This is a genomic window from Halomonas sp. YLB-10 (assembly GCF_003856855.1).
Classification (GTDB): Bacteria; Pseudomonadota; Gammaproteobacteria; order Pseudomonadales; family Halomonadaceae; genus Halomonas; species Halomonas litopenaei.
The window spans coordinates 433,812-452,567 of sequence record NZ_RRCU01000001.1; the positions used below are offsets into that span (position 1 = coordinate 433,812).

At 65.0% G+C, this 18,756-nt stretch carries 19 protein-coding genes; 10 read left to right on the forward strand and 9 right to left on the reverse strand.

Annotated features, from left to right (window positions below):
• Positions 1-30 precede the first annotated feature (30 nt).
• The 4 genes from trpD to EBB56_RS01685 form a co-directional block, all read right to left on the reverse strand.
• Entirely contained in the window at positions 31-1,050 is a 1,020-nt protein-coding gene (gene trpD / locus EBB56_RS01670; protein WP_045994365.1) for an anthranilate phosphoribosyltransferase, read from the reverse strand.
• A 19-nt stretch (positions 1,051-1,069) separates the two neighbouring features.
• Positions 1,070-1,651 (reverse strand): aminodeoxychorismate/anthranilate synthase component II, encoded by a 582-nt coding sequence (locus EBB56_RS01675; RefSeq protein ID WP_124802572.1) that lies wholly within the window; start codon positions 1,649-1,651, stop codon positions 1,070-1,072.
• 266 nt (positions 1,652-1,917) lie between these two features.
• Positions 1,918-3,399 carry an anthranilate synthase component I gene (gene trpE / locus EBB56_RS01680; RefSeq protein ID WP_108450123.1) on the reverse strand — a complete coding sequence of 494 codons (1,482 nt, stop codon included), beginning with the start codon at positions 3,397-3,399 and terminating at the stop codon, positions 1,918-1,920.
• Positions 3,400-3,722: 323 nt separating this feature from the next.
• Positions 3,723-4,388: a phosphoglycolate phosphatase gene (locus EBB56_RS01685; protein ID WP_108131492.1), complete on the reverse strand. Its 666-nt coding sequence runs from the start codon at positions 4,386-4,388 to the stop codon at positions 3,723-3,725.
• A 127-nt stretch (positions 4,389-4,515) separates the two neighbouring features.
• Here EBB56_RS01685 and EBB56_RS01690 point away from each other — a divergent pair, with 127 nt between their 5' ends.
• Complete coding sequence (locus EBB56_RS01690) at positions 4,516-5,814, forward strand: NAD(P)/FAD-dependent oxidoreductase (RefSeq protein WP_108131491.1); 1,299 nt, start codon at positions 4,516-4,518, stop codon at positions 5,812-5,814.
• Between the two features lie 157 nt (positions 5,815-5,971).
• On the opposite strand, the gene EBB56_RS01695 is transcribed toward EBB56_RS01690, so the two are convergent.
• The 3 genes from EBB56_RS01695 to rpe are packed head-to-tail and all read right to left on the reverse strand — an operon-like array spanning position 5,972 to position 7,947.
• A complete protein-coding gene (locus EBB56_RS01695) occupies positions 5,972-6,829 on the reverse strand; it encodes a mechanosensitive ion channel family protein (protein ID WP_045991780.1) in 858 nt (285 codons plus the stop codon).
• On the reverse strand, positions 6,830-7,219 hold the full coding sequence (locus EBB56_RS01700; RefSeq protein WP_311767520.1) for a GIY-YIG nuclease family protein: 390 nt from the start codon (positions 7,217-7,219) through the stop codon (positions 6,830-6,832). It lies immediately after the preceding gene.
• 38 nt (positions 7,220-7,257) lie between these two features.
• Positions 7,258-7,947 (reverse strand): ribulose-phosphate 3-epimerase, encoded by a 690-nt coding sequence (rpe, locus tag EBB56_RS01705; RefSeq protein WP_083970258.1) that lies wholly within the window; start codon positions 7,945-7,947, stop codon positions 7,258-7,260.
• Between the two features lie 337 nt (positions 7,948-8,284).
• Between rpe and cysP the strand changes: the two genes are divergently transcribed.
• From cysP to EBB56_RS01730, 5 genes are all read left to right on the forward strand, one after another.
• A complete protein-coding gene (gene cysP, locus EBB56_RS01710; protein ID WP_240184296.1) occupies positions 8,285-9,238 on the forward strand; it encodes a thiosulfate ABC transporter substrate-binding protein CysP in 954 nt (317 codons plus the stop codon).
• A gap of 24 nt (positions 9,239-9,262) precedes the next feature.
• Positions 9,263-10,126: a sulfate ABC transporter permease subunit CysT gene (gene cysT, locus EBB56_RS01715; protein WP_108131489.1), complete on the forward strand. Its 864-nt coding sequence runs from the start codon at positions 9,263-9,265 to the stop codon at positions 10,124-10,126.
• Complete coding sequence (gene cysW / locus EBB56_RS01720) at positions 10,126-10,953, forward strand: sulfate ABC transporter permease subunit CysW (protein ID WP_108449783.1); 828 nt, start codon at positions 10,126-10,128, stop codon at positions 10,951-10,953. The genes cysT and cysW overlap by 1 nt, the downstream gene beginning before the upstream one ends.
• Positions 10,950-12,092 (forward strand): sulfate/molybdate ABC transporter ATP-binding protein, encoded by a 1,143-nt coding sequence (locus EBB56_RS01725; protein ID WP_108449784.1) that lies wholly within the window; start codon positions 10,950-10,952, stop codon positions 12,090-12,092. Before cysW ends, EBB56_RS01725 begins: the two co-directional genes overlap by 4 nt.
• A gap of 242 nt (positions 12,093-12,334) precedes the next feature.
• On the forward strand, positions 12,335-12,922 hold the full coding sequence (locus EBB56_RS01730; RefSeq protein ID WP_045991784.1) for a YajG family lipoprotein: 588 nt from the start codon (positions 12,335-12,337) through the stop codon (positions 12,920-12,922).
• A gap of 88 nt (positions 12,923-13,010) precedes the next feature.
• Here the strand turns inward: EBB56_RS01730 and EBB56_RS01735 are convergent, their stop codons facing one another.
• Together EBB56_RS01735 and EBB56_RS01740 are read right to left on the reverse strand one after the other, a co-directional pair.
• Positions 13,011-13,646 carry a thiopurine S-methyltransferase gene (locus EBB56_RS01735; RefSeq protein ID WP_108449785.1) on the reverse strand — a complete coding sequence of 212 codons (636 nt, stop codon included), beginning with the start codon at positions 13,644-13,646 and terminating at the stop codon, positions 13,011-13,013.
• Positions 13,647-13,666: 20 nt separating this feature from the next.
• Positions 13,667-14,293, reverse strand: a complete 627-nt coding sequence (locus EBB56_RS01740) for a TIGR04211 family SH3 domain-containing protein (protein WP_108131485.1) — start codon at positions 14,291-14,293, stop codon at positions 13,667-13,669.
• Positions 14,294-14,761: 468 nt separating this feature from the next.
• Between EBB56_RS01740 and miaB the strand changes: the two genes are divergently transcribed.
• From miaB to EBB56_RS01760, 4 genes are all read left to right on the forward strand, one after another.
• A complete protein-coding gene (gene miaB, locus EBB56_RS01745; protein WP_045991787.1) occupies positions 14,762-16,105 on the forward strand; it encodes a tRNA (N6-isopentenyl adenosine(37)-C2)-methylthiotransferase MiaB in 1,344 nt (447 codons plus the stop codon).
• 141 nt (positions 16,106-16,246) lie between these two features.
• Positions 16,247-17,338, forward strand: coding sequence for a PhoH family protein (locus EBB56_RS01750; protein ID WP_045991788.1), 1,092 nt, complete (start codon positions 16,247-16,249; stop codon positions 17,336-17,338).
• Positions 17,335-17,841, forward strand: coding sequence for an rRNA maturation RNase YbeY (gene ybeY, locus EBB56_RS01755; protein WP_108449786.1), 507 nt, complete (start codon positions 17,335-17,337; stop codon positions 17,839-17,841). The genes EBB56_RS01750 and ybeY overlap by 4 nt, the downstream gene beginning before the upstream one ends.
• On the forward strand, positions 17,838-18,704 hold the full coding sequence (locus tag EBB56_RS01760) for an HlyC/CorC family transporter (RefSeq protein WP_045991790.1): 867 nt from the start codon (positions 17,838-17,840) through the stop codon (positions 18,702-18,704). Before ybeY ends, EBB56_RS01760 begins: the two co-directional genes overlap by 4 nt.
• Positions 18,705-18,756: the final 52 nt, after the last annotated feature.

Genomic DNA, 18,756 nt, shown 5'->3' on the forward strand with positions numbered 1-18,756 from the left:
GCGGCCCGTCGGGCTCTTTTCAGAAAGGTCCTACTGAGCGAACACCCGGGTAAAGTGGGCCAGTTCCTTCATCTTTTCCAGCGCCAGCCTGGTTCCCTGGGCGTCCTGGGCCATCAGCACGCCTTCCTTGAGGGAATCGGCCACGTCGGCGGCGTAGAGGGCGGCCCCGGCGTTGAGGGCGACGATATCCGCCGCAGGCCCCTCGCCGGAAAGCGCCTTCTCGACCAGGCGCAGGCTGTCTTCGGCGGTCTTGACCTTGAGCGGAGCGAGCGACTGACGCTCGATACCGACATCCTCGGGGGTCAGGGTATAGCGATGGATCTCGCCATCCTTGAGTTCAGCGATGCGGGTCGGTGCCGCCAGCGAGATTTCGTCCAGGCCGTCTTCGGCGTGGGCCACCAGCACATGCCGACTGCCGAGCTGACGCAGCACCTCCACCATCAACTCCAGCAGGTCGGCGTGGTAGACGCCGAGCAGCTGATTGGGCGCACTGGCAGGGTTGGTCAACGGCCCCAGAATATTGAACAGGGTGCGCACGCCCATCTCGCGGCGCGGACCGATGGCGTGACGCATGGCCGGGTGGTGGTTGGGCGCGAACATGAAGCCGACGCCGACCTCCTCGATGCAGCGGCCCACCTGTTCGGCGTCCAGATCCAGGCCGATGCCGGCCACCTGGAACAGATCGGCACTGCCCGAGGACGACGACACCCCTCGGTTGCCGTGCTTGGCCACGTGGGCGCCGGCGGCGGCAGCGACAAAGCTCGAGGCGGTGGATACGTTAAACAGGTTGGCGCCGTCCCCACCGGTGCCGACGATATCCACCACGTTGTCGCAGGACAGCGTTACCGGCGTCATCAGGTCGCGCATCACCTGGGCGCAGCCACTGATTTCCTCGGCGGTCTCGCCCTTCATCGCCATGCCCATCAGAAAGGCGGCGACCTGAGCGTCGCTGGCCTCGCCGGTCATGATGGTGCGCATCACCGCATAGGCCTGCTCTCGGCCCAGGTTCTCCCGGCGCATCACCGCCGCGATGGCATTGGTCATCTGCATGCAAGTCTCCTGATGGTAGTCAGTGGCGCTCGAGGAAGTTGGCCAGCATCTCGTGTCCCTGTCGCGACAGGATCGATTCCGGGTGGAACTGCACCCCTTCGATGGGCAGCTCCTTGTGGCGCAGGCCCATGATCAGGCCGGGGGTGACGTCGTCGTCATCGGTCCAGGCGGTGATCTCGAGACACTCCGGCAGACTTTCGCGCTCCACCACCAGCGAATGGTAGCGGGTCACCGAGAGCGGATCATCGAGGCCCTTGAACACGCCCTGTCCGGCATGGCGAATGTCGGAGGTCTTGCCGTGCATGACCTGGGGCGCGCGGACCACCTTGCCGCCGAACACCTGGCCGATGGCCTGGTGGCCGAGGCACACACCGAGCAGCGGCAGCTTGCCGGCGAAGTGGCGAATCAGCTCCAGCGAGATGCCGGCCTCGTTGGGCGTGCAGGGCCCCGGCGACACTACGATATGGCTGGGCGCCATGGCCTCGATCTCGTCGAGGCTGATGGTGTCGTTGCGTCGGGTCACCACCTCGGCGCCCAGTTCGCCCAGGTACTGGACGATGTTGTAGGTGAAGCTGTCGTAGTTATCGATCATCAAGATCATGGTGGCTCCAGGATTCAATATTGGGCTTCACCCAGCGAGACGACCCACACACAAAAATGCCGCCTCGCGGGCGGCACTTTCGCTGTCCTGACCGTCGTTGTCCAGACCGTGGTCCGCGACACCCCGGCGCTCAGGGTTCCTCCGCCCGCTTCAGTCGAAGGGGCGCCACCACTGCTGGCGATCACGGGACGGTGCGGAGGTCATATTCATCATGGGCTTATAGTGTGTGTCGTGGTCATGGCTGTCAAGCGGATGTCAGGCCGAACTCAGCGCAGTCCCTGCTCGGCCATGGCCACGGCACGAAACAGCGCACGCCCCTTGTTCAGGGTCTCGTCCCACTCGGACTGGGGCACCGAGTCCGCCACCACGCCGGCGCCACACTGGACGTGCAGCTGACCGTCCTTGATCACCGCGGTGCGGATGGCAATGGCGGTGTCCATGTTGCCATGCCAGGACAGATAACCGACGGCCCCGGAGTAGACGCCGCGCTTGACCGGTTCGACCTCGTCGATGATCTCCATCGCGCGGATCTTGGGCGCTCCGGACAGGGTGCCCGCCGGGAAGGTGGCGCGCAGCACGTCCATGGCGCTGTAGCCCGGCTTCAGCTTGCCGGTGACGTTGGAGACGATGTGCATGACGTGGGAGTAGCGCTCGATGGCCATCTGATCGGTCACCTCGACGCTGCCGGTCTCGGAGATGCGGCCGACGTCGTTGCGGCCCAGGTCGATCAGCATCAGGTGCTCGGCGACCTCCTTGGGGTCGGCCAGCAGGTCCTCCTCCAGCGCCTTGTCCTCGGCCTCGGTCTTGCCGCGCACCCGGGTGCCGGCGATCGGACGCACCGTCACCATGCCATCCTCCAGGCGGGTCAGGATCTCCGGCGAGGCACCCACCACATGGTGGTCGTCAAGGTTGAAGAAGAACATGTAGGGCGACGGATTGAGGCTGCGAAGAGCCCGATACAGGTCCAGCGGCTCGGCCTGGAACTCGATCGACATGCGCTGGGACGGCACGCACTGCATCACGTCGCCCGCCAGCACGTACTCCTTGATCCTTTCCACTGCCGACTTGAAGCCCTCTTCGGTGAAGCCGGAGGTGAAGTGCCCCTCCTCCACCGCCGGGCGCGCGTCACCGGGCACTCGCGAGGCCACCGACAGCGGGCTGCGCAGGGCGTCTTCCAGGGCGCTCAGCCGGGCCTGGGCGGCGCTGTAGGCCGAGGGCGTGGAAGGATCGGCGTGGGTCCACAGGGTCAGACGCCCATAAAGGTTGTCGAACACCACCAGCTCATCGCACACCATCAACAGGATGTCCGGCACCCCGATGGGGTCGTCCTTCTCCACACCGGCCAGGCGCGGCTCGATATAGCGGATGGTGTCGTAGCCGAAGTAGCCCACCAGTCCGCCGTCGAAGATCGGCTGGTTGTCGAGCACCGGCACCTTGAAGCGACGCTGAAACTCCTCGATCCAGGCCAGCGGATCTTCCACTTCGGTGGCGCCGGTCACGTCACCATCGACAATATGCTGAACCTGATAGCCCCGCACCTCGATGCGTTCGCGACAGGGCAGACCGATGATCGAGTAACGCCCCCACTTCTCGCCGCCGGTCACCGACTCGAGCAGAAAGGTCCAGGGTTGATCGGCCAGTTTCAGATAGGTGGACAGCGGCGTGTCCAGGTCGGCCATCATCTCGCGGGTGATGGGAATACGGTTGTAGCCGGCCTGGGCCAGCTCGTCGAAACGCTCGGGGGTCATCATGCCCAGATCCTCAATTCAAGAGACGAAAGTGACAACGACAAGAACGGAGTAACGGTCACCATCGCCAACCGCAGGACGTCGTAGGCAGCGACGCAGACAGATGCGGACAGGACATCGAGGAGAAGCAAGGCTGGGCCATGGGCAGTCCACCAGCGAAACGAATGAATGAAGCCAACGAGTGACAGACAGCTACCGCGAGACCCGGGCGCCGCGCTCGAGGATTCCACACGACGGGATTCCCTGTGACGGGCGCCTGGTAAAGCCTGCAATAGCGAGGATTTATCGGCATGACGCTAACGATAGTGTCATGCCAAAAAACCCTAAACGAGTTGTTCCAGCGATTCAACCACCAGATCCGGCTCGCTCAGGCTGATCGGCTCGCCGTGATTGTAGCCGTAAGGCACCGCCACGGTACGGAAACCGGCGGCCTTGCCCGCCGCGACATCGTGACGGGAGTCGCCCACCATAAGACAGTACGAGGGACAGACGTCGAACTGCTGGGACAGGTGCCGCAGCGGCATGGGATCAGGCTTGCGACGAGGCAGGGTGTCGCCACCGAGGCAGGCGGAAAAGAAGCCATCGATACCCAGGTGCTCGAGGATCGGGTGGATGAAGGCCTCGGGCTTGTTGGTGACCAGACACAGGATCAGACCCCGCCCGAACAGCCGCTTCAAGGTCTCCGTCACCCCCGGATAGAGCCTCGTCCTGTCGCAGGGACGGCGATGGTAGTGCTCGAGGAAGCGCTCGTGGGCGGTCTTCAACAGCACCTCGCTGGGGGCCTCGCCCAGTGCATCGGTCAGGGCACGTTCCAGCAGCACCCAGGCACCATTGCCGACCCAGTCGCGCACCCTGGCTTCGCCTGCCGGCGCCAGTTCGACGTCGATCAAGGCGGCATCCACCGCCGCTGCCAGGTCCGGGACCGAATCGATCAGGGTGCCATCCAGATCGAAGGCCACCAACAGCACCCCCTCCAGGGCGTCACCCATAGGCCGTCTCCTCGACTATGCCGAAATTGGAATATCTATGCGCGGCGCACATTCTGGCGCAAGCGCCGTGGTCAGCCAAGCACTTATCTGTCTATGATGGCGCTCCACCTTTTTTCTGGAGCTCATCATGAGCAAACCCACCATCGTGGTTGTCGGCGGCGGCGCCGGCGGCCTTGAGCTGGTCACGCGCCTGGGACGACGGCTCGGCAAGAAGGACAAGGCCGACATCGTGCTGGTCGATCGCAATTCGACCCACATCTGGAAACCGCTGTTGCATGAGGTCGCCACCGGCGTCCTCGACTCGGGCCTCGACGAGATTTCCTATCAGGCCCACTCGGCGGCCAACGGCTACCGCTTCCAGCGCGGCACCCTGTGCGATCTGGATCGCGAGTCCCGCCAACTGACCCTGGCCCCCATCGTCGATGACGAGGGCAACGAGATCCTGCCGGCGCGGCGTCTCGACTACGATCACCTGGTACTGGCAGTCGGCAGCGTCAGCAACGACTTCGGCACGAAAGGCGTGGCGGACCACTGCCACTTCCTCGACAGCCCTGCCCAGGCCGAAGGCTTTCGCCAGGCACTGCTCAATACCTTCATGCGCTACAGCACCCGGCTCGAGGATCAGGATCCCTGCATTACCGTGGGCATCATCGGGGCCGGGGCCACCGGCGTCGAACTGGCCGCCGAGTTGCACGACGCCTCGCGCATGCTCAAGAGCTACGGCTTTACCGCGCTGGGCCGCGAGCACCTGCGGGTCCACCTGATCGAGGCCGCACCCAAGGTGCTGCCGGCGCTGCCGGACCGCATCAGCGGCGCGGTGCACAAGGAACTCGAGAACCTGGGGGTCAAGGTCCATGTGGACACCCGGGTGACCATGGTCGACGAGCGCGCCATCCACACCACCGACGATGACGCCATCGAGATCGACCTGGGGGTGTGGGCCGCCGGCATCAAGGCTCCGGCCTTCCTGGCAGAACTGGGGCTGGAGGTGGAGCGCAACAACAGGGTCAAGGTGGCCGCCACCATGCAGAGCATCGATGACCCGCGCATCTTCGCCTTCGGCGACTGCGCAAGCTGCCCCCAGGAAGACGGCACGGTGGTGCCACCCAGGGCCCAGGCCGCCCACCAGCAGGCCGGCGTGCTCTACCGCAACCTGTGTGCCGTGGTCGACGGCAAGCCGCTCAAGGAATTTGTCTTCCGCGACCGAGGCTCGCTGATTTCGCTGGCCCACTTCGACGCCATCGGCAGCCTGATGCGCGCCGCCTCGGCCCGTAGTCTGTTCATCGAGGGTAACCTGGCGCGCTTCTTCTACGCCTCGCTCTACCGCATGCACCAGCGCGCCATCCACGGCACGGTCAAGACCGCCATGATGGTGGTGGTGGATGGGCTTAACCGCTTCCTCAAGCCCAGGCTAAAGCTGCACTAGGGCTCGTCTGAAAAGTGCCTGCACTCGTCGACTTTTCGGACAGAGCCTAGTCCCTGCCCGCACTCCCCTGGCAGACATCGCACGCACGTTTACAGCAAGAGAGGCTGCCCCAGGGCAGCCTCTCTTGCTTGTCGTCATCGACAGCACCACATCCTGCTCAGGCGTTGGCCTGGGGCTCGTCCTTGGCGTGGTGATAGAGGTGCACGTCACGCTGGGGAAAGGGAATGCTGATGCCTTCGCGATCGAAGCGACGCTTGATCTCCTCGGTCATCTCCCAGTAGACGTCCCAGTAGTCGGATGCCTGCACCCAGGGCCGCACGATCCAGGTGATGGAGGAGTCGCCCATGGCATTCATGCGGATATTCGGCGCCGGTTCGCTGAGCACGCGAGGGTCGTCGGCGACCACGCTCTCCAGCACCCGTCGCACGGTATCGATGTCGTCGTCATAGCCGACCCCCACCGTCAGATCGACCCGACGAGTGGCGTGGGCAGAATAGTTGACCACGGCACCGCTCATCATCTGGCCGTTGGGCACGATGATCTTGCGATTGTCCGGTGTGCTCAGCTCGGTGCTGATGATCTGCACATCCTCGACGGTGCCGCTGACCCCACCGGCCTCCACGTAGTCGCCGATCCGGTAGGGGCGGAAGATGATGACCATGACCCCGGCGGCGAAGTTGGCCAGCGACCCCTGCAGGGCCAGACCCACCGCCAGACCGGCGGCACCGATCACCGCGATCAACGAGGCGGTCTGGATACCGATCCGGCTGATGGCGGCCAGGATCACGAAGGTCAGCAGCAAGGCATACAGGATGTTGCCGAGGAACTTGACCAGCAGGGGTTCGACGTCGGCACGCTGCATGCCCTTGACCACCACCCGGTGTACCGCCTTGGCCACCCAGCGCCCGATGATGAAGATCGCCGCCGCGGCGACCAGATTGATCAGAAACTGCAGCCCGGTGGTCGAGGCAAACTCGATCAGGGCCTCCACGTCCAGCTTTTGCAGGAACTCCATCTACCTCTCCTTGTATGTCGTTTTCGTTATCGAAGTACGATCCTGCTCGACCACCGCCCTCGCTTCGTCAGTGCTGATGCGCGCCGCCAGCCACTGGCGCTTGCGACGCACCGACATGCGCTTGACGGCGATTTCCAGCCGGCTGGCGTCACCTCGCGTGCCGACCGGCTCCTGATGGCGAAGCGTCAGCGGGCCCTTGCCACGCAGCGCCTTGGCGCCCTTCCCGCTGCGGTGTTGCTCGACACGCCTGGCAACATCGGTGGTAATGCCGGTATAAAGCGCCCCGGCCGCCGTCTCGACGATATACAGGTACCACGTCGTCGTTGCCGCCGCCGGCAGCTCGGGTACTGGCTCGCCTGAGACAGGCTCATCTGAGACCGACTCATCCAAGCCCGGCTTGCCTGAGCCAGCATAGTCCGAATCGCCAATCACCGCGTAGAGGCCAGGCGCGAGCGAAAGTCGGCGATGATGCTGTCGTAGCCGTGGGGGTCCTCGTCGCGACGCGCGCCGAACACCGCGGAGCCCGCGACGAAGGTGTCCGCCCCGGCGCGCGCGATCTCGGCGATATTGTCTACCTTCACGCCACCATCCACCTGCAGACGAATGTCCCGTCCGCTGGCGTCGATGCGCGCACGCGCCTGGCGCAGCTTGTCGAGCGTCGCCGGGATGAACGACTGACCGCCGAAGCCCGGATTGACGCTCATCAGCAGCACCATGTCGACCTTGTCCATCACGTAGTCCAGGTAGGACAGTGGCGTCGCCGGGTTGAACACCAGCCCGGCCTTGCAGCCGCCGTCACGAATCAGCTGCAGCGAGCGATCGATATGTTCGGAGGCCTCGGGGTGGAAGGTGATGTAGCTGGCACCGGCATCGATGAAGTCACCGATCAGTCGATCCACCGGCTTGACCATCAGGTGGGCGTCGATGGGCGCGGTGACGCCATGCTTGCGCAGCGCCTCACAGACCATCGGCCCGATGGTCAGGTTGGGCACGTAGTGATTGTCCATCACGTCGAAGTGGACGATATCGGCACCCGATGCCAGCACGTTGTCGACCTCTTCTCCCAGGCGGGCGAAGTCAGCGGACAGGATCGAAGGCGCGATCAGGAAGTCGTTCATGGAGTCATCCGAGGAGAGAGTCATGGTGGAGGCCACAAGGGCTCGACGAAAAGCGGCATTCTAGCAGTTGGTCCCGCCCGCATCAGCGATCTTCCTCCACGTCTTCTGCCGATTCGTCCGGTTGCAGTCGTCTATAGTATGCGCGTTGCGACATCTTATATTCCAAACAGTTTTAACAAACAGGATTGTAATTCCTTAAAATTAGCCTTAGCCTTCGTTGCGATCCGCCGATTTCCCCGGCCCACCCCCGACGTCAAGGAACCCCGACATGAAGCTGCCCCCGATCCTGCGCCGTACCGCCCTGTCCCTGTCCCTGGCCGCCGGCCTCGGCGGTGCCATGGCCTCGCCGGTAATGGCCGAGGACAAGGAGCTGCTCAACTCGTCCTATGACATCGCCCGCGAGCTGTTCGCCGCCATCAACCCGGCGTTTCAGCAGCACTGGCAGGCAGAGAATGACGGTGAGCTGACCATCAAGCAGTCCCACGGCGGCTCTTCCGCCCAGGCCCGCGCCATCCTGCAGGGCCTGAAGGCCGACGTGGTGACCTACAACCAGGTCACCGACGTCCAGGTACTGGCCGATGCCGGCCTGGTCGCGGAAGACTGGCAGAGCCAGTTGCCCAACAATGCCTCGCCCTACTACTCCACCACCGCCTTCCTGGTGCGCAAGGGCAACCCCCAGGGCATCGAGAGCTGGGAAGACCTGGCCGCCGAGGGCGTCGAACTGGTGTTCCCCAACCCCAAGACGTCCGGTAACGGCCGCTATACCTACCTGGCCGCCTGGGGTGCCGCCGAGCGCAACTTCGACGGCGACGAGGACCAGGTGCGCGAGTTCATGAGCGACTTCCTCGGCAATGTGAAGGTGTTTGACACCGGCGGCCGCGGCGCCACCACCAGCTTCATCGAACGTGGCATCGGCGACGTGCTGATCAGCTTCGAGTCCGAGGTCAACAATATCCGTGACGAGTACGGCAGCGACGAATACGACGTCATCGTGCCGCCGGTCAGCATCCTCGCCGAGTTCCCGGTGGCGGTGGTCGAGGAAAACGCTGAGCGCAACGGCAACCTCGAGCTCGCCCGTGCCTACCTCGACTATCTCTACACCGAGGAGGCCCAGCGCCAGCTGGCAGGCTTCAACTACCGCGTCCACAACGAAGCGGTGAAGGAAGAGTTCGCCGATAGCTTCCCCGAGACCGAGCTGTTCGAGGTTCAGGACGTGTTCGGTGGCTGGAACAGCGCCATGGACACCCACTTCAAGAGCGGCGGCGAGCTGGACCAGCTGCAGCGTCGCTGATCGTCAAGGCAAGCGACCTATCCCATGCACAAGGCCATCTCCCTGCCCTTTGCCCGATCCGCCCGGCGCCGCGTGCTGCCGGGCTTCGGCCTGTCTCTGGGCATCAGCCTCACCTTCGTCTCGCTGGTACTGCTGCTGCCGCTGACCGGCCTGGTCGGCCAGCTCAAGGGGCTGTCGCTGTCCGAGTACTGGTTCATCATCAGTGAACCCCGCGTGGTGGCAAGCTACGTCACCACCATCGGTGGCGCCCTGGTGGCGGCGCTGGTCAACGCCGTGTTCGGGCTGTTGATGGCCTGGGTGCTGGTGCGCTATGACTTCCCCGGCAAGCGCCTGCTCGATGCCCTGATGGACCTGCCCTTCGCGCTGCCCACGGCGGTCGCCGGCATCACCCTGGCAACGCTCTACTCGTCCAAGGGCTGGATGGGACAGTTGCTGGAGCCGCTGGGCTGGCAGGTGTCCTACACCTGGGTCGGCATCGCCCTGGCCATGGCCTTCACCAGCATCCCCTTCGTCGTGCGCACGGTGCAGCCGGTGCTCGAGGACCTGCCCGCGGAAATCGACGAAGCCGCCATGAGTCTGGGCGCCCGCGACGGCGTGGCCTTTCGTCGGGTCATCCTGCCCCACCTGTGGCCGGCCCTGGTCACCGGCACCGGGCTCGCCTTCGTGCGCTCCCTGGGCGAATTCGGTGCGGTGATCTTCATCGCCGGTAACATGCCCTACGAGACCGAGATCACCTCGCTGATGATCTTCGTCAAGCTGCAGGAGTACGACTACGTGGGGGCCTCGGCCATCGCGTCGGTGGTGCTGGCGACCTCGCTGGCGCTGCTGCTGGCGATCAACCTGTGGCAGGGACGCTTTATCCGCCGACTGCACGGAGGACGCGGCTGATGCAACGAATCGGTGACGCCCCCTGGCTCAGGCGCAGCCTGATCGCGCTGGCGGTAACGCTCTCGGCACTGTTTCTGCTGCTACCGCTGCTGGCCATCTTCGCCCAGGCCCTGGCCGAGGGTGTCGGGCCCTTCATCGCCAATGTCACGGATCACTTCACCCTGGCGGCGATCGGCCTGACCCTGTTCATCACCCTGCTGACGATCCCGGTCAACCTGGTCTTCGGGGTGATGCTGGCCTGGCTGGTGACCCGCTTCGCCTTCCCCGGACGGCGCCTGCTGCAGACACTGATCGACATCCCCTTCGCCATCTCGCCGGTGGTGGCGGGCCTGGTTTACCTGCTGCTCTACGGCCGCAACGGCTGGATCGGCGGCTGGCTGGATGCCCACGACATCCAGTTGATGTTCGCCTGGCCCGGCATCCTGATGGTGACCATCTTCGTCACCTGCCCCTTCGTCGCCAGGGAGCTGATCCCGCTGATGCAGGCCCAGGGCTCCCGCGAGGAAGAAGCGGCGGTAACCCTCGGCGCACGCGGCTTTACGCTGTTTCGCCGGGTGACCCTGCCCAATATCCGCTGGGCCCTGCTCTACGGCGTGATACTGACCAACGCCCGGGCGGTGGGTGAATTCGGCGCGGTCTCGGTGGTCTCTGGGGCCATCCGCGGCGAGACCAACACCCTGCCGCTGCACGTGGAGCTTCTGTATCAGGACTACAACACCGTCGGCGCCTTCGCCAGCGCCGCCCTGCTGGCACTGATCGCCCTGCTTACCCTGGCCGCCAAGGCCACGCTCGAATGGCGCGCCACGCGCCGGGAGGCCCTGACATGAGCATTCGTCTCGACCATATCCAGAAGCACTTCGGACGCTCCCAGGCGCTGTCTCCCATCGACCTGGACATCAACAGCGGCGAGCTGATCGGCCTGCTGGGCCCGTCCGGTTCCGGCAAGACCACCCTGTTGCGGATCATCGCCGGGCTCGAGACACCGGACGACCACCCCGACTGCCGCATTCTGTTCGGCGAACGCGACGTGACCCATGTCCACGTACGTGACCGGCGTATCGGCTTCGTGTTCCAGCACTACGCGCTGTTCCGCCATATGAGCGTGTTCGACAATGTCGCCTTCGGCCTGACCGTGCTGCCCCGCCGCAAGCGTCCGTCCAGCGGTGAGATCCGCTCCCGGGTCATGCAACTGCTGGAGATGGTGCAGCTGTCTCACCTGGCCGAACGCTTCCCGGCGCAGCTCTCCGGCGGGCAGCAGCAGCGTGTCTCGCTGGCACGCGCCCTGGCGCTCAAGCCAGAGGTGCTGCTGCTCGATGAACCCTTCGGGGCGCTCGATGCCAAGGTCCGCCAGGAGCTGCGCCGCTGGCTCAGGCACCTGCACGACGAGCTGGGCTTCACCAGCGTGTTCGTGACCCACGACCAGGAGGAAGCGCTGGAGCTGTCTGACCGTGTGGTGGTGATGAGCAACGGCCGTATCGAGCAGATCGACACCCCGGAGACGCTGTACCGTCAACCGCGCAATCGCTTCGTGTTCGAATTCCTCGGCGACGTCAATCATCTGGAAGGCGAGGTTCGCGGCGGCGTGCTGACCTGCGGTGAGGCGCGCCTGACACTGGACCTGGACGACGGCCCTCAGGAGATCCTGCTGCGCCCCCACGAGGTACAGGTGGCCGCCGCCCCCAGTGCCGACGCTCACCTGCCCGCGGTGGTCACCGCGGTGGTCCCGGTGGGCGCCGAAGTGCGCATCGAGCTGAACGCCGACTGGATGGACGAGCCCTGGATGGCGACCCTGAGCCATGGCGACGCCGAACGCCTGGCACTTGGCCGTGGCTCCCGGGTCTACGCCCTGCCCCGCCGCTGGCACCACTATCCAGACAGTCGGCCCGATAGCCAGCAACCGGACGTGTCGGGTGATAGATCCGCCAAGAGTGGTGCCAAGCGCCGAGAATCCGGCGCAACTGTCTAAGCCTAAGCGCCGAGAATCCGGCGCCACCGTCTAAGCGCCGCCAAGGGTGGCGCCCTGTCCAAGCACCGCGAGTGCGGCGCAGACGCCCACCTGGCGGGCCTTGTCCGCTTCGATCAGCCCAGGAACTTTTGCTGCACGCCCCCCTCTGATAGACGTACTATCGCCCGTCCAGGCAAAGCCTCGCCCGACGAGTGCGCACTACGGTGCGATTTCTACCGATAACACGACAAGGAGTTCCCCCTATGCTTCGTCGCCTTCTGCTGGGCGCCGCTGGTGTGACCGCGCTGCTCGCGCTCAGCGCCTGCTCGAGCCCCCACCATCTGCAGCCCGACCCCAAGCGCAGCGTGGCCGTGCCGGCCTCCGGCTCTGGCCAGGCGGTCACCGTCATCGCCGCCGATGACCGCCCCTCGGACGTGCTCGGTACCCGCAGCGGCAGCGCAAGCTCCACCGCCACCATCAGCGTCAGCCCCCACGAGATCGTGCCGAGGCTTCAGGCCGAGGTGGAGCGGGCGGTGCGCGAGATGGGCTTCAGCCCCACCGCCGAACCGGCTCCGGGCCGCCCCAGCCTGACGCTGACGCTGAAGAAGCTGAGCTATGAACGCGGCCAGAGTCAGCCGCTGGTGGACGAGGCCAGACTGGAAAGCGTCATCGAGGCCGAAGCCAGCAATGACGGCCAGACCTACACCGGCACCTACACCTCGCGCCGCGTGCAGAGTTATGCGGTGAAGCCGGACAAGGCAACCAATCAGCGCATGGTCACCGACCTGCTCACCGACGGTCTGAACCGGGCCTTCGCCGACCCGGAGCTGGGCCAATTGCTGGCCCGTTGACGCTCGCCCGCCCCGCGGGGCGGGCCAGGCAGGCACACGACAGCGCGCCGCCCCTTGTGGGTGGCGCGCTTTGGTTTGATGCACTCAATCACTCGTCGGTGGTGGGACCACGCCGTACCAGCGCCCAGACCGACTCACGAAAGCCATTGGCTTCGGGCTCGCCGTCTTCCAGGTGGGTGACGATGAAGTTGGGGTCGAACAACCGCCTCACTTCGGCGCCGTCCACATGGAACGGCGGACCGTCGTCGCCGCTCCGACTCAGACTGACCAGCAGCCCCCGCGCGCCAGGCGGTATCAGCTGGGCCAGGTGAAAGGCGTAGCGCTGGCGGGTGGCCTCGGGCAAGGCGATCAGGGCGGCGCGATCATAGAAGGCGCCGATCTCCGAGGCCTGGGCGATATGGAAGTGAAAGAAGTCACCGCACCATAGCTCGATACTGCCCTGACGCAGAATCGCGAAACCGTCCTGCTGGTAGCGCGACACCTCCCCTCGGCCATCTTCCACAAACTGTTCGAGCGCGCGCTCCGACAGCTCGATGCCGAGCACCGGATGTTGATGCTCGGCCAGCCAGCGCATGTCCAGGCTCTTGCCGCACAGTGGCACCAGCACCTTGGTCCCGGGAACCACCCCCAGCATCGGCCAGTGGCGGATCAGTGCAGGATGAACGCTATCGCGATGAAAGCCGATGCGCCCCTCTTCCCAGCGTTTCAACCAGTGTTCGTGCATCGAATTCTCTGTCCCGGGTGCTAGAACCAGCGGTCGCGCTTGCGCCGACGCCGCGGCAGGTGCGGCACGATCAGGCCGACGATCAGGCCCGCCCCGGCGACGCCCCCGCCGTACATGAAGTAGCGCATCAGCAGGTCTTCCTTGCGGGTCTCCAGGCGAGCCTCGAGGTCCTTGTTGGTCTCGCTGATATCGCTGAAGGCGCTCTCCAGCTCATGATTGCGTGCTTCCAGTTCGGCGATGCGGCTCTCGCGCACCTCGAGGGTCTCGGTCATGGTCCGAGTGCGCTCTTCCCAGCTTTCGTTGATGCCGTCGAGCTCCTCGGTGAGTTCTTCCACCCTTGCCTCGAGCTTGGGCAGCTGGTCGCTGGCGCTGGGGGTCTGTTGCAATTCGCTGCTGGGGACCCAGACCACGTCTCCGCTGTCGCTTCGGACCTGGGAATAGTCGCCGGAGGTGTCCAGCAGGGTCACCGGCTGGCCGGCGGTCAAGGTGCCGACGATGCGGTAGCCGTCGGTGGGACCACTACGCACATAGGTGGTGAGTTCGTCCGACACCCACCGTGAGGTGCCGTCGTCCTGAGCCATCGCCGGCAGGGCGGCGCCGGTCAGGGCGAGGCCCAGGGTCACTGTCTTGAGAAATTGCGTTTTCATGCCGTCTTTCCTGGCTAATCTGGGCTCGGTTGCGACTCGAGTGACGCTGCGCCGGCTTCCTGCCAAGCCGCAACGTGCGATGAGACCAAGGAGGGTGACAAACGTTCCACAGCTCCTGTGGACAAGTGTCGGGAAAACCGCTGGACATCGCTGTCCTGCGGGCGAGACACCTGGGGTTGGCACAAAATGGTCATAAAATAGCCAGCCCGCGTTCCCATCCGCCCGCAAGACTATCACATTGGCTCACCGGGATACCCCGGCCGGTGGACCAAGATCCACCGGGATCTCCGCGCGCCCTGCCCTGGTCCCTGGCCGGTACGTCGGCAAACTGGCCCCACCCGGGCCGGGTGCGTATAATGCGCCACCATGCGCCACGGTCGTTCGACCGCCAGTCTCGCGCCCATTCACCACCACTCACGTGACCAGGCACCCCTGGTGCCCATCGGGCCGGGAGCCCGACATATTGCTATGACGAAGAAACTCTTCATCAAGACCCACGGCTGCCAGATGAACGAGTACGACTCTGCCCGCATGGCGGATCTGCTCGGCGACTCCCATCAGATGGAACTGACCGACAACGAACAGGACGCGGACGTGATCCTGCTCAACACCTGTTCGATTCGGGAAAAGGCCCAGGAGAAGGTGTTCCACCAGCTCGGTCGCTGGAAGAAGCTCAAGCAGTCCAACCCCGATCTGGTGATCGGCGTCGGCGGCTGCGTGGCCAGTCAGGAAGGCGAGGCCATTCGCAAGCGCGCCCCCCACGTCGACATGGTGTTCGGTCCCCAGACCCTGCACCGGGTGCCGAGCATGCTCGACGCCAGCCGTGACAACCAGATCTCGGTGGTGGACGTCACCTTCCCCGAGATCGAGAAGTTCGATCACCTGCCCAAGCCCAGCTCCGACGGCGCCAGCGCCTTCGTCTCGGTGATGGAAGGCTGCTCCAAGTACTGCACCTTCTGCGTGGTGCCCTACACCCGTGGCGAGGAAGTCTCGCGGCCGTTCGAGGCGGTCATGGACGAGGTCTTCCACCTGGCCGACCAGGGCGTTCGCGAGATCAACCTGCTGGGCCAGAACGTCAACGCCTACCGCGGGCTCAACGACGACGGCGACGAAATCGATCTGGCCGAACTGATCGCCTGCGTGGCGGCGGTGGACGGCATCGACCGTATCCGCTTCACCACCTCGCACCCGGTGGAGTTCAGCGACAGCCTGATCGAGGCCTACGCCGAGATTCCGGAGCTGGTCAGCCACCTTCACCTGCCGGTGCAGGCCGGTTCCGACCGCATCCTGGCGGCGATGAAGCGCGGTCACACGGTCGAAGAGTACGTCGACAAGATGGAGCGCATCCGCGCCCTGCGCCCGGACATCAGCTTCTCCTCGGACTTCATCATCGGCTTCCCGGGCGAGACCGAGGAGGACTTCGAGGCGACCATGGACCTGATCCATCGCATCGGCTTCGACGTGTCCTTCAGTTTCGTCTACTCCGCTCGCCCGGGCACCCCGGCGGCGGCGCTTGACGACGAGACCCCGGAAGAGATCAAGAAGCAGCGTCTGGCGATCCTGCAGGAGCGCATCAACCAGCAGGCGATGCAGATCAGTCGGCGCATGGTGGGCACTACCCAGCGCGTGCTGGTCAGCGGCTTCTCGCCCCGCGACCCGGGCCAGCTGTCCGGACGCACCGAGAACAACCGGGTGGTCAACTTCCGCGCGGCCAATCCCACCGAGCTGATCGGCTACTTCGTCGACGTCGAGATCACCGAGGCCCTGCCCAACTCGCTGCGTGGCGAACTGGCTTCCGGCGAGCGCTACTGAGGCTCGCCCTGCTCCGGGACGGGCGGCTTGGCCGTTTCACCATGACGATCGCCAATGCACAGGACCCGGAGCATTGCCCTGGCCCACGCCGGGGCAGTAAGCTGAACCTTCAAAGCCACCCAAACACGGATTCTTCACGCCTTGAGCCAGCCATCGACCCAGGCCAACCGCATCATCACGCTCAACCTCGAACCCAACGAGCCCCGCCGTCTTGCCAACCTGTGTGGCCAGCGCGACGAGCATCTGAAGCTGATCGAAAGCCGGCTCGGCGTCACCCTGCGCAACCGCGGCAACATGTTCCAGCTGGCCGGCCCCGGCGCTCGCGTCAAGGCGGCCGCGAACCTGGTGGAACACCTCTATCGTGAGGCCGAGGCCACCGAGCTGACCCCGGACACCGTGCACCTGTTCCTGCAGGAAGCCGGCATCGAGGCCCTCGACGAGGACGCCGAAGAAGACGCCGGCGAGGGCGAGGTGCTGATTCGTACCCCGCGCACCCTGATCAAGCCGCGCGGCCTCAATCAGCAGGGCTACGTCACCAGCATCCGCAACCACGACATCAACTTCGGCATCGGCCCCGCCGGCACCGGCAAGACCTACCTGGCGGTGGCGGCTGCGGTGGAAGCGCTCAACCAACAGCAGGTGCGACGCATCCTGCTGGTGCGCCCGGCGGTGGAAGCCGGCGAGAAGCTCGGCTTCCTGCCCGGTGACCTTGCCCAGAAGATCGATCCCTACCTGCGCCCACTGTATGACGCCCTGTACGAGATGATCGGCTTCGAGCAAGTCGCCAAGCTGATCGAGCGCCAGGTGATCGAGATCGCGCCGCTGGCCTACATGCGCGGGCGCACCCTGAACAATGCCTTCATCATTCTCGACGAGAGCCAGAACACCACTCGCGAGCAGATGAAGATGTTCCTGACCCGCATCGGCTTCGGTTCCACCGCGGTGATCACCGGCGACGTGACCCAGGTCGACCTGCCCAAGGGCCAGAGCTCCGGCCTGATCCAGGTGCTCGATGTGCTCAAGGACACCGCCGGTATCGGGGTGACCCACTTCGCCGCCAAGGACGTGGTTCGCCACCCGCTGGTGCAGCGTATCATCGAGGCCTACGACCTGTTCGAGGCCAACCAGGAAGCCGAGGAGCGCGCCCGCCGCGAGGCGCGTGCCGAAGAGCGTCGGCTGGAGCGTGCCGAGCGTCTACAGTCCATGAACGGTGACGGAGACGCCCACCGATGAGCGCCTGCGTGGACCGTCAGGTGGCCAGCGAGGCCAGCGACCTGCCAGAGGCCGATGACCTCGAGCGCTGGGTCGACGCCGTGCTGGCCCACTACCCCGAACGGGCGGAGTCGGAACTCACGATTCGCCTGGTCGACGCCGACGAGAGCCAGACCCTCAACCGTGACTACCGTGGCAAGGATGCCCCGACCAATGTCCTGTCATTCCCCTTCGAGGCCCCGCCAGGCCTCGAGCTTCCGCTGCTTGGCGATCTGGTGATCTGCCATCCGGTGGTCGTGCGCGAAGCACGCGAGCAGGACAAGTCGCTGATCGATCACTACGCTCATATGGTTGTCCACGGCACCTTGCATTTGCTGGGCCATGACCATATCGAGGATGAGGAGGCCGACCTCATGGAAGGCCTCGAGCGCAGTATCCTTGCCGGCCTGGGCATTGACGACCCTTACGCCCCGCCGGCCCCATCTCCGGATCCCGGTAGCGAGGACGAGAGAGCCGACGCATGAGCGAAGACCGATCGAGTAGCCAGGCCCCCAACAAATCCTGGTTCGACAAACTCTTCAGTGCCCTGTCCAGCGACAGTGACGAACCCAGCTCGCGAGAAGAGTTGCGCGAATTCCTGCGCCAGGCGGGCAGCCGCCTGAAGCTTGAGCAGGATGCCATGACCATCATCGAAGGCGCCCTGAACATCAGCGACCAGCAGGTCAGGGAGGTGCTGATCCCGCGCTCCCAGGTCACCGCCCTGGAGCTCGATCAGCCGCTGGAGGACTACCTGCCGATCATTCTCGAGACCGGTCACTCGCGCTACCCGGTGATCGGCGAGAACCTCGACGAGGTCAAGGGCATCCTGCTGGTGAAGGACCTGCTGCCGTTGCTGCAGGGGTCCAGCGACGACCGCCCCTTCCAGCTTGAAGAAGTCCTGCGCCCTGCCATGTTCGTGCCGGAGTCCAAGCGCCTCAACAGCCTGTTGAAGGAGTTCCGTGACACCCACAGCCATATGGCGGTGGTGGTGGACGAGTACGGCGGCACCGCCGGGATCGTCACCATCGAGGACATCCTCGAGGAGATCGTCGGCGACATCGAAGACGAGCACGACACCGACGAGGAAGAGGACATCCGCCAGCTGGGCGATGATCGCTACGCGGTGCGTGCCCTGACCCCCATCGAGGACTTCAACGAGCGCTTCGGCACGCGCTTCTCCGACGACGAGTTCGATACCCTGGGAGGACTGGTGATGCAGCGTTTCGGCCACCTGCCGGCGCGCGGCGAACATACTCTGATCGGGGGCTGGCGCTTCACCGTGCTCAACGCCGACAATCGGCGTATCCGGCTGCTCGAGGTAGAACCCGAAAGCCGTACCGACGACTGAACCCGTGCGTCCCCGTCCGGGGACGCCTTGCCTTTCTCGCCCACACCAAGGA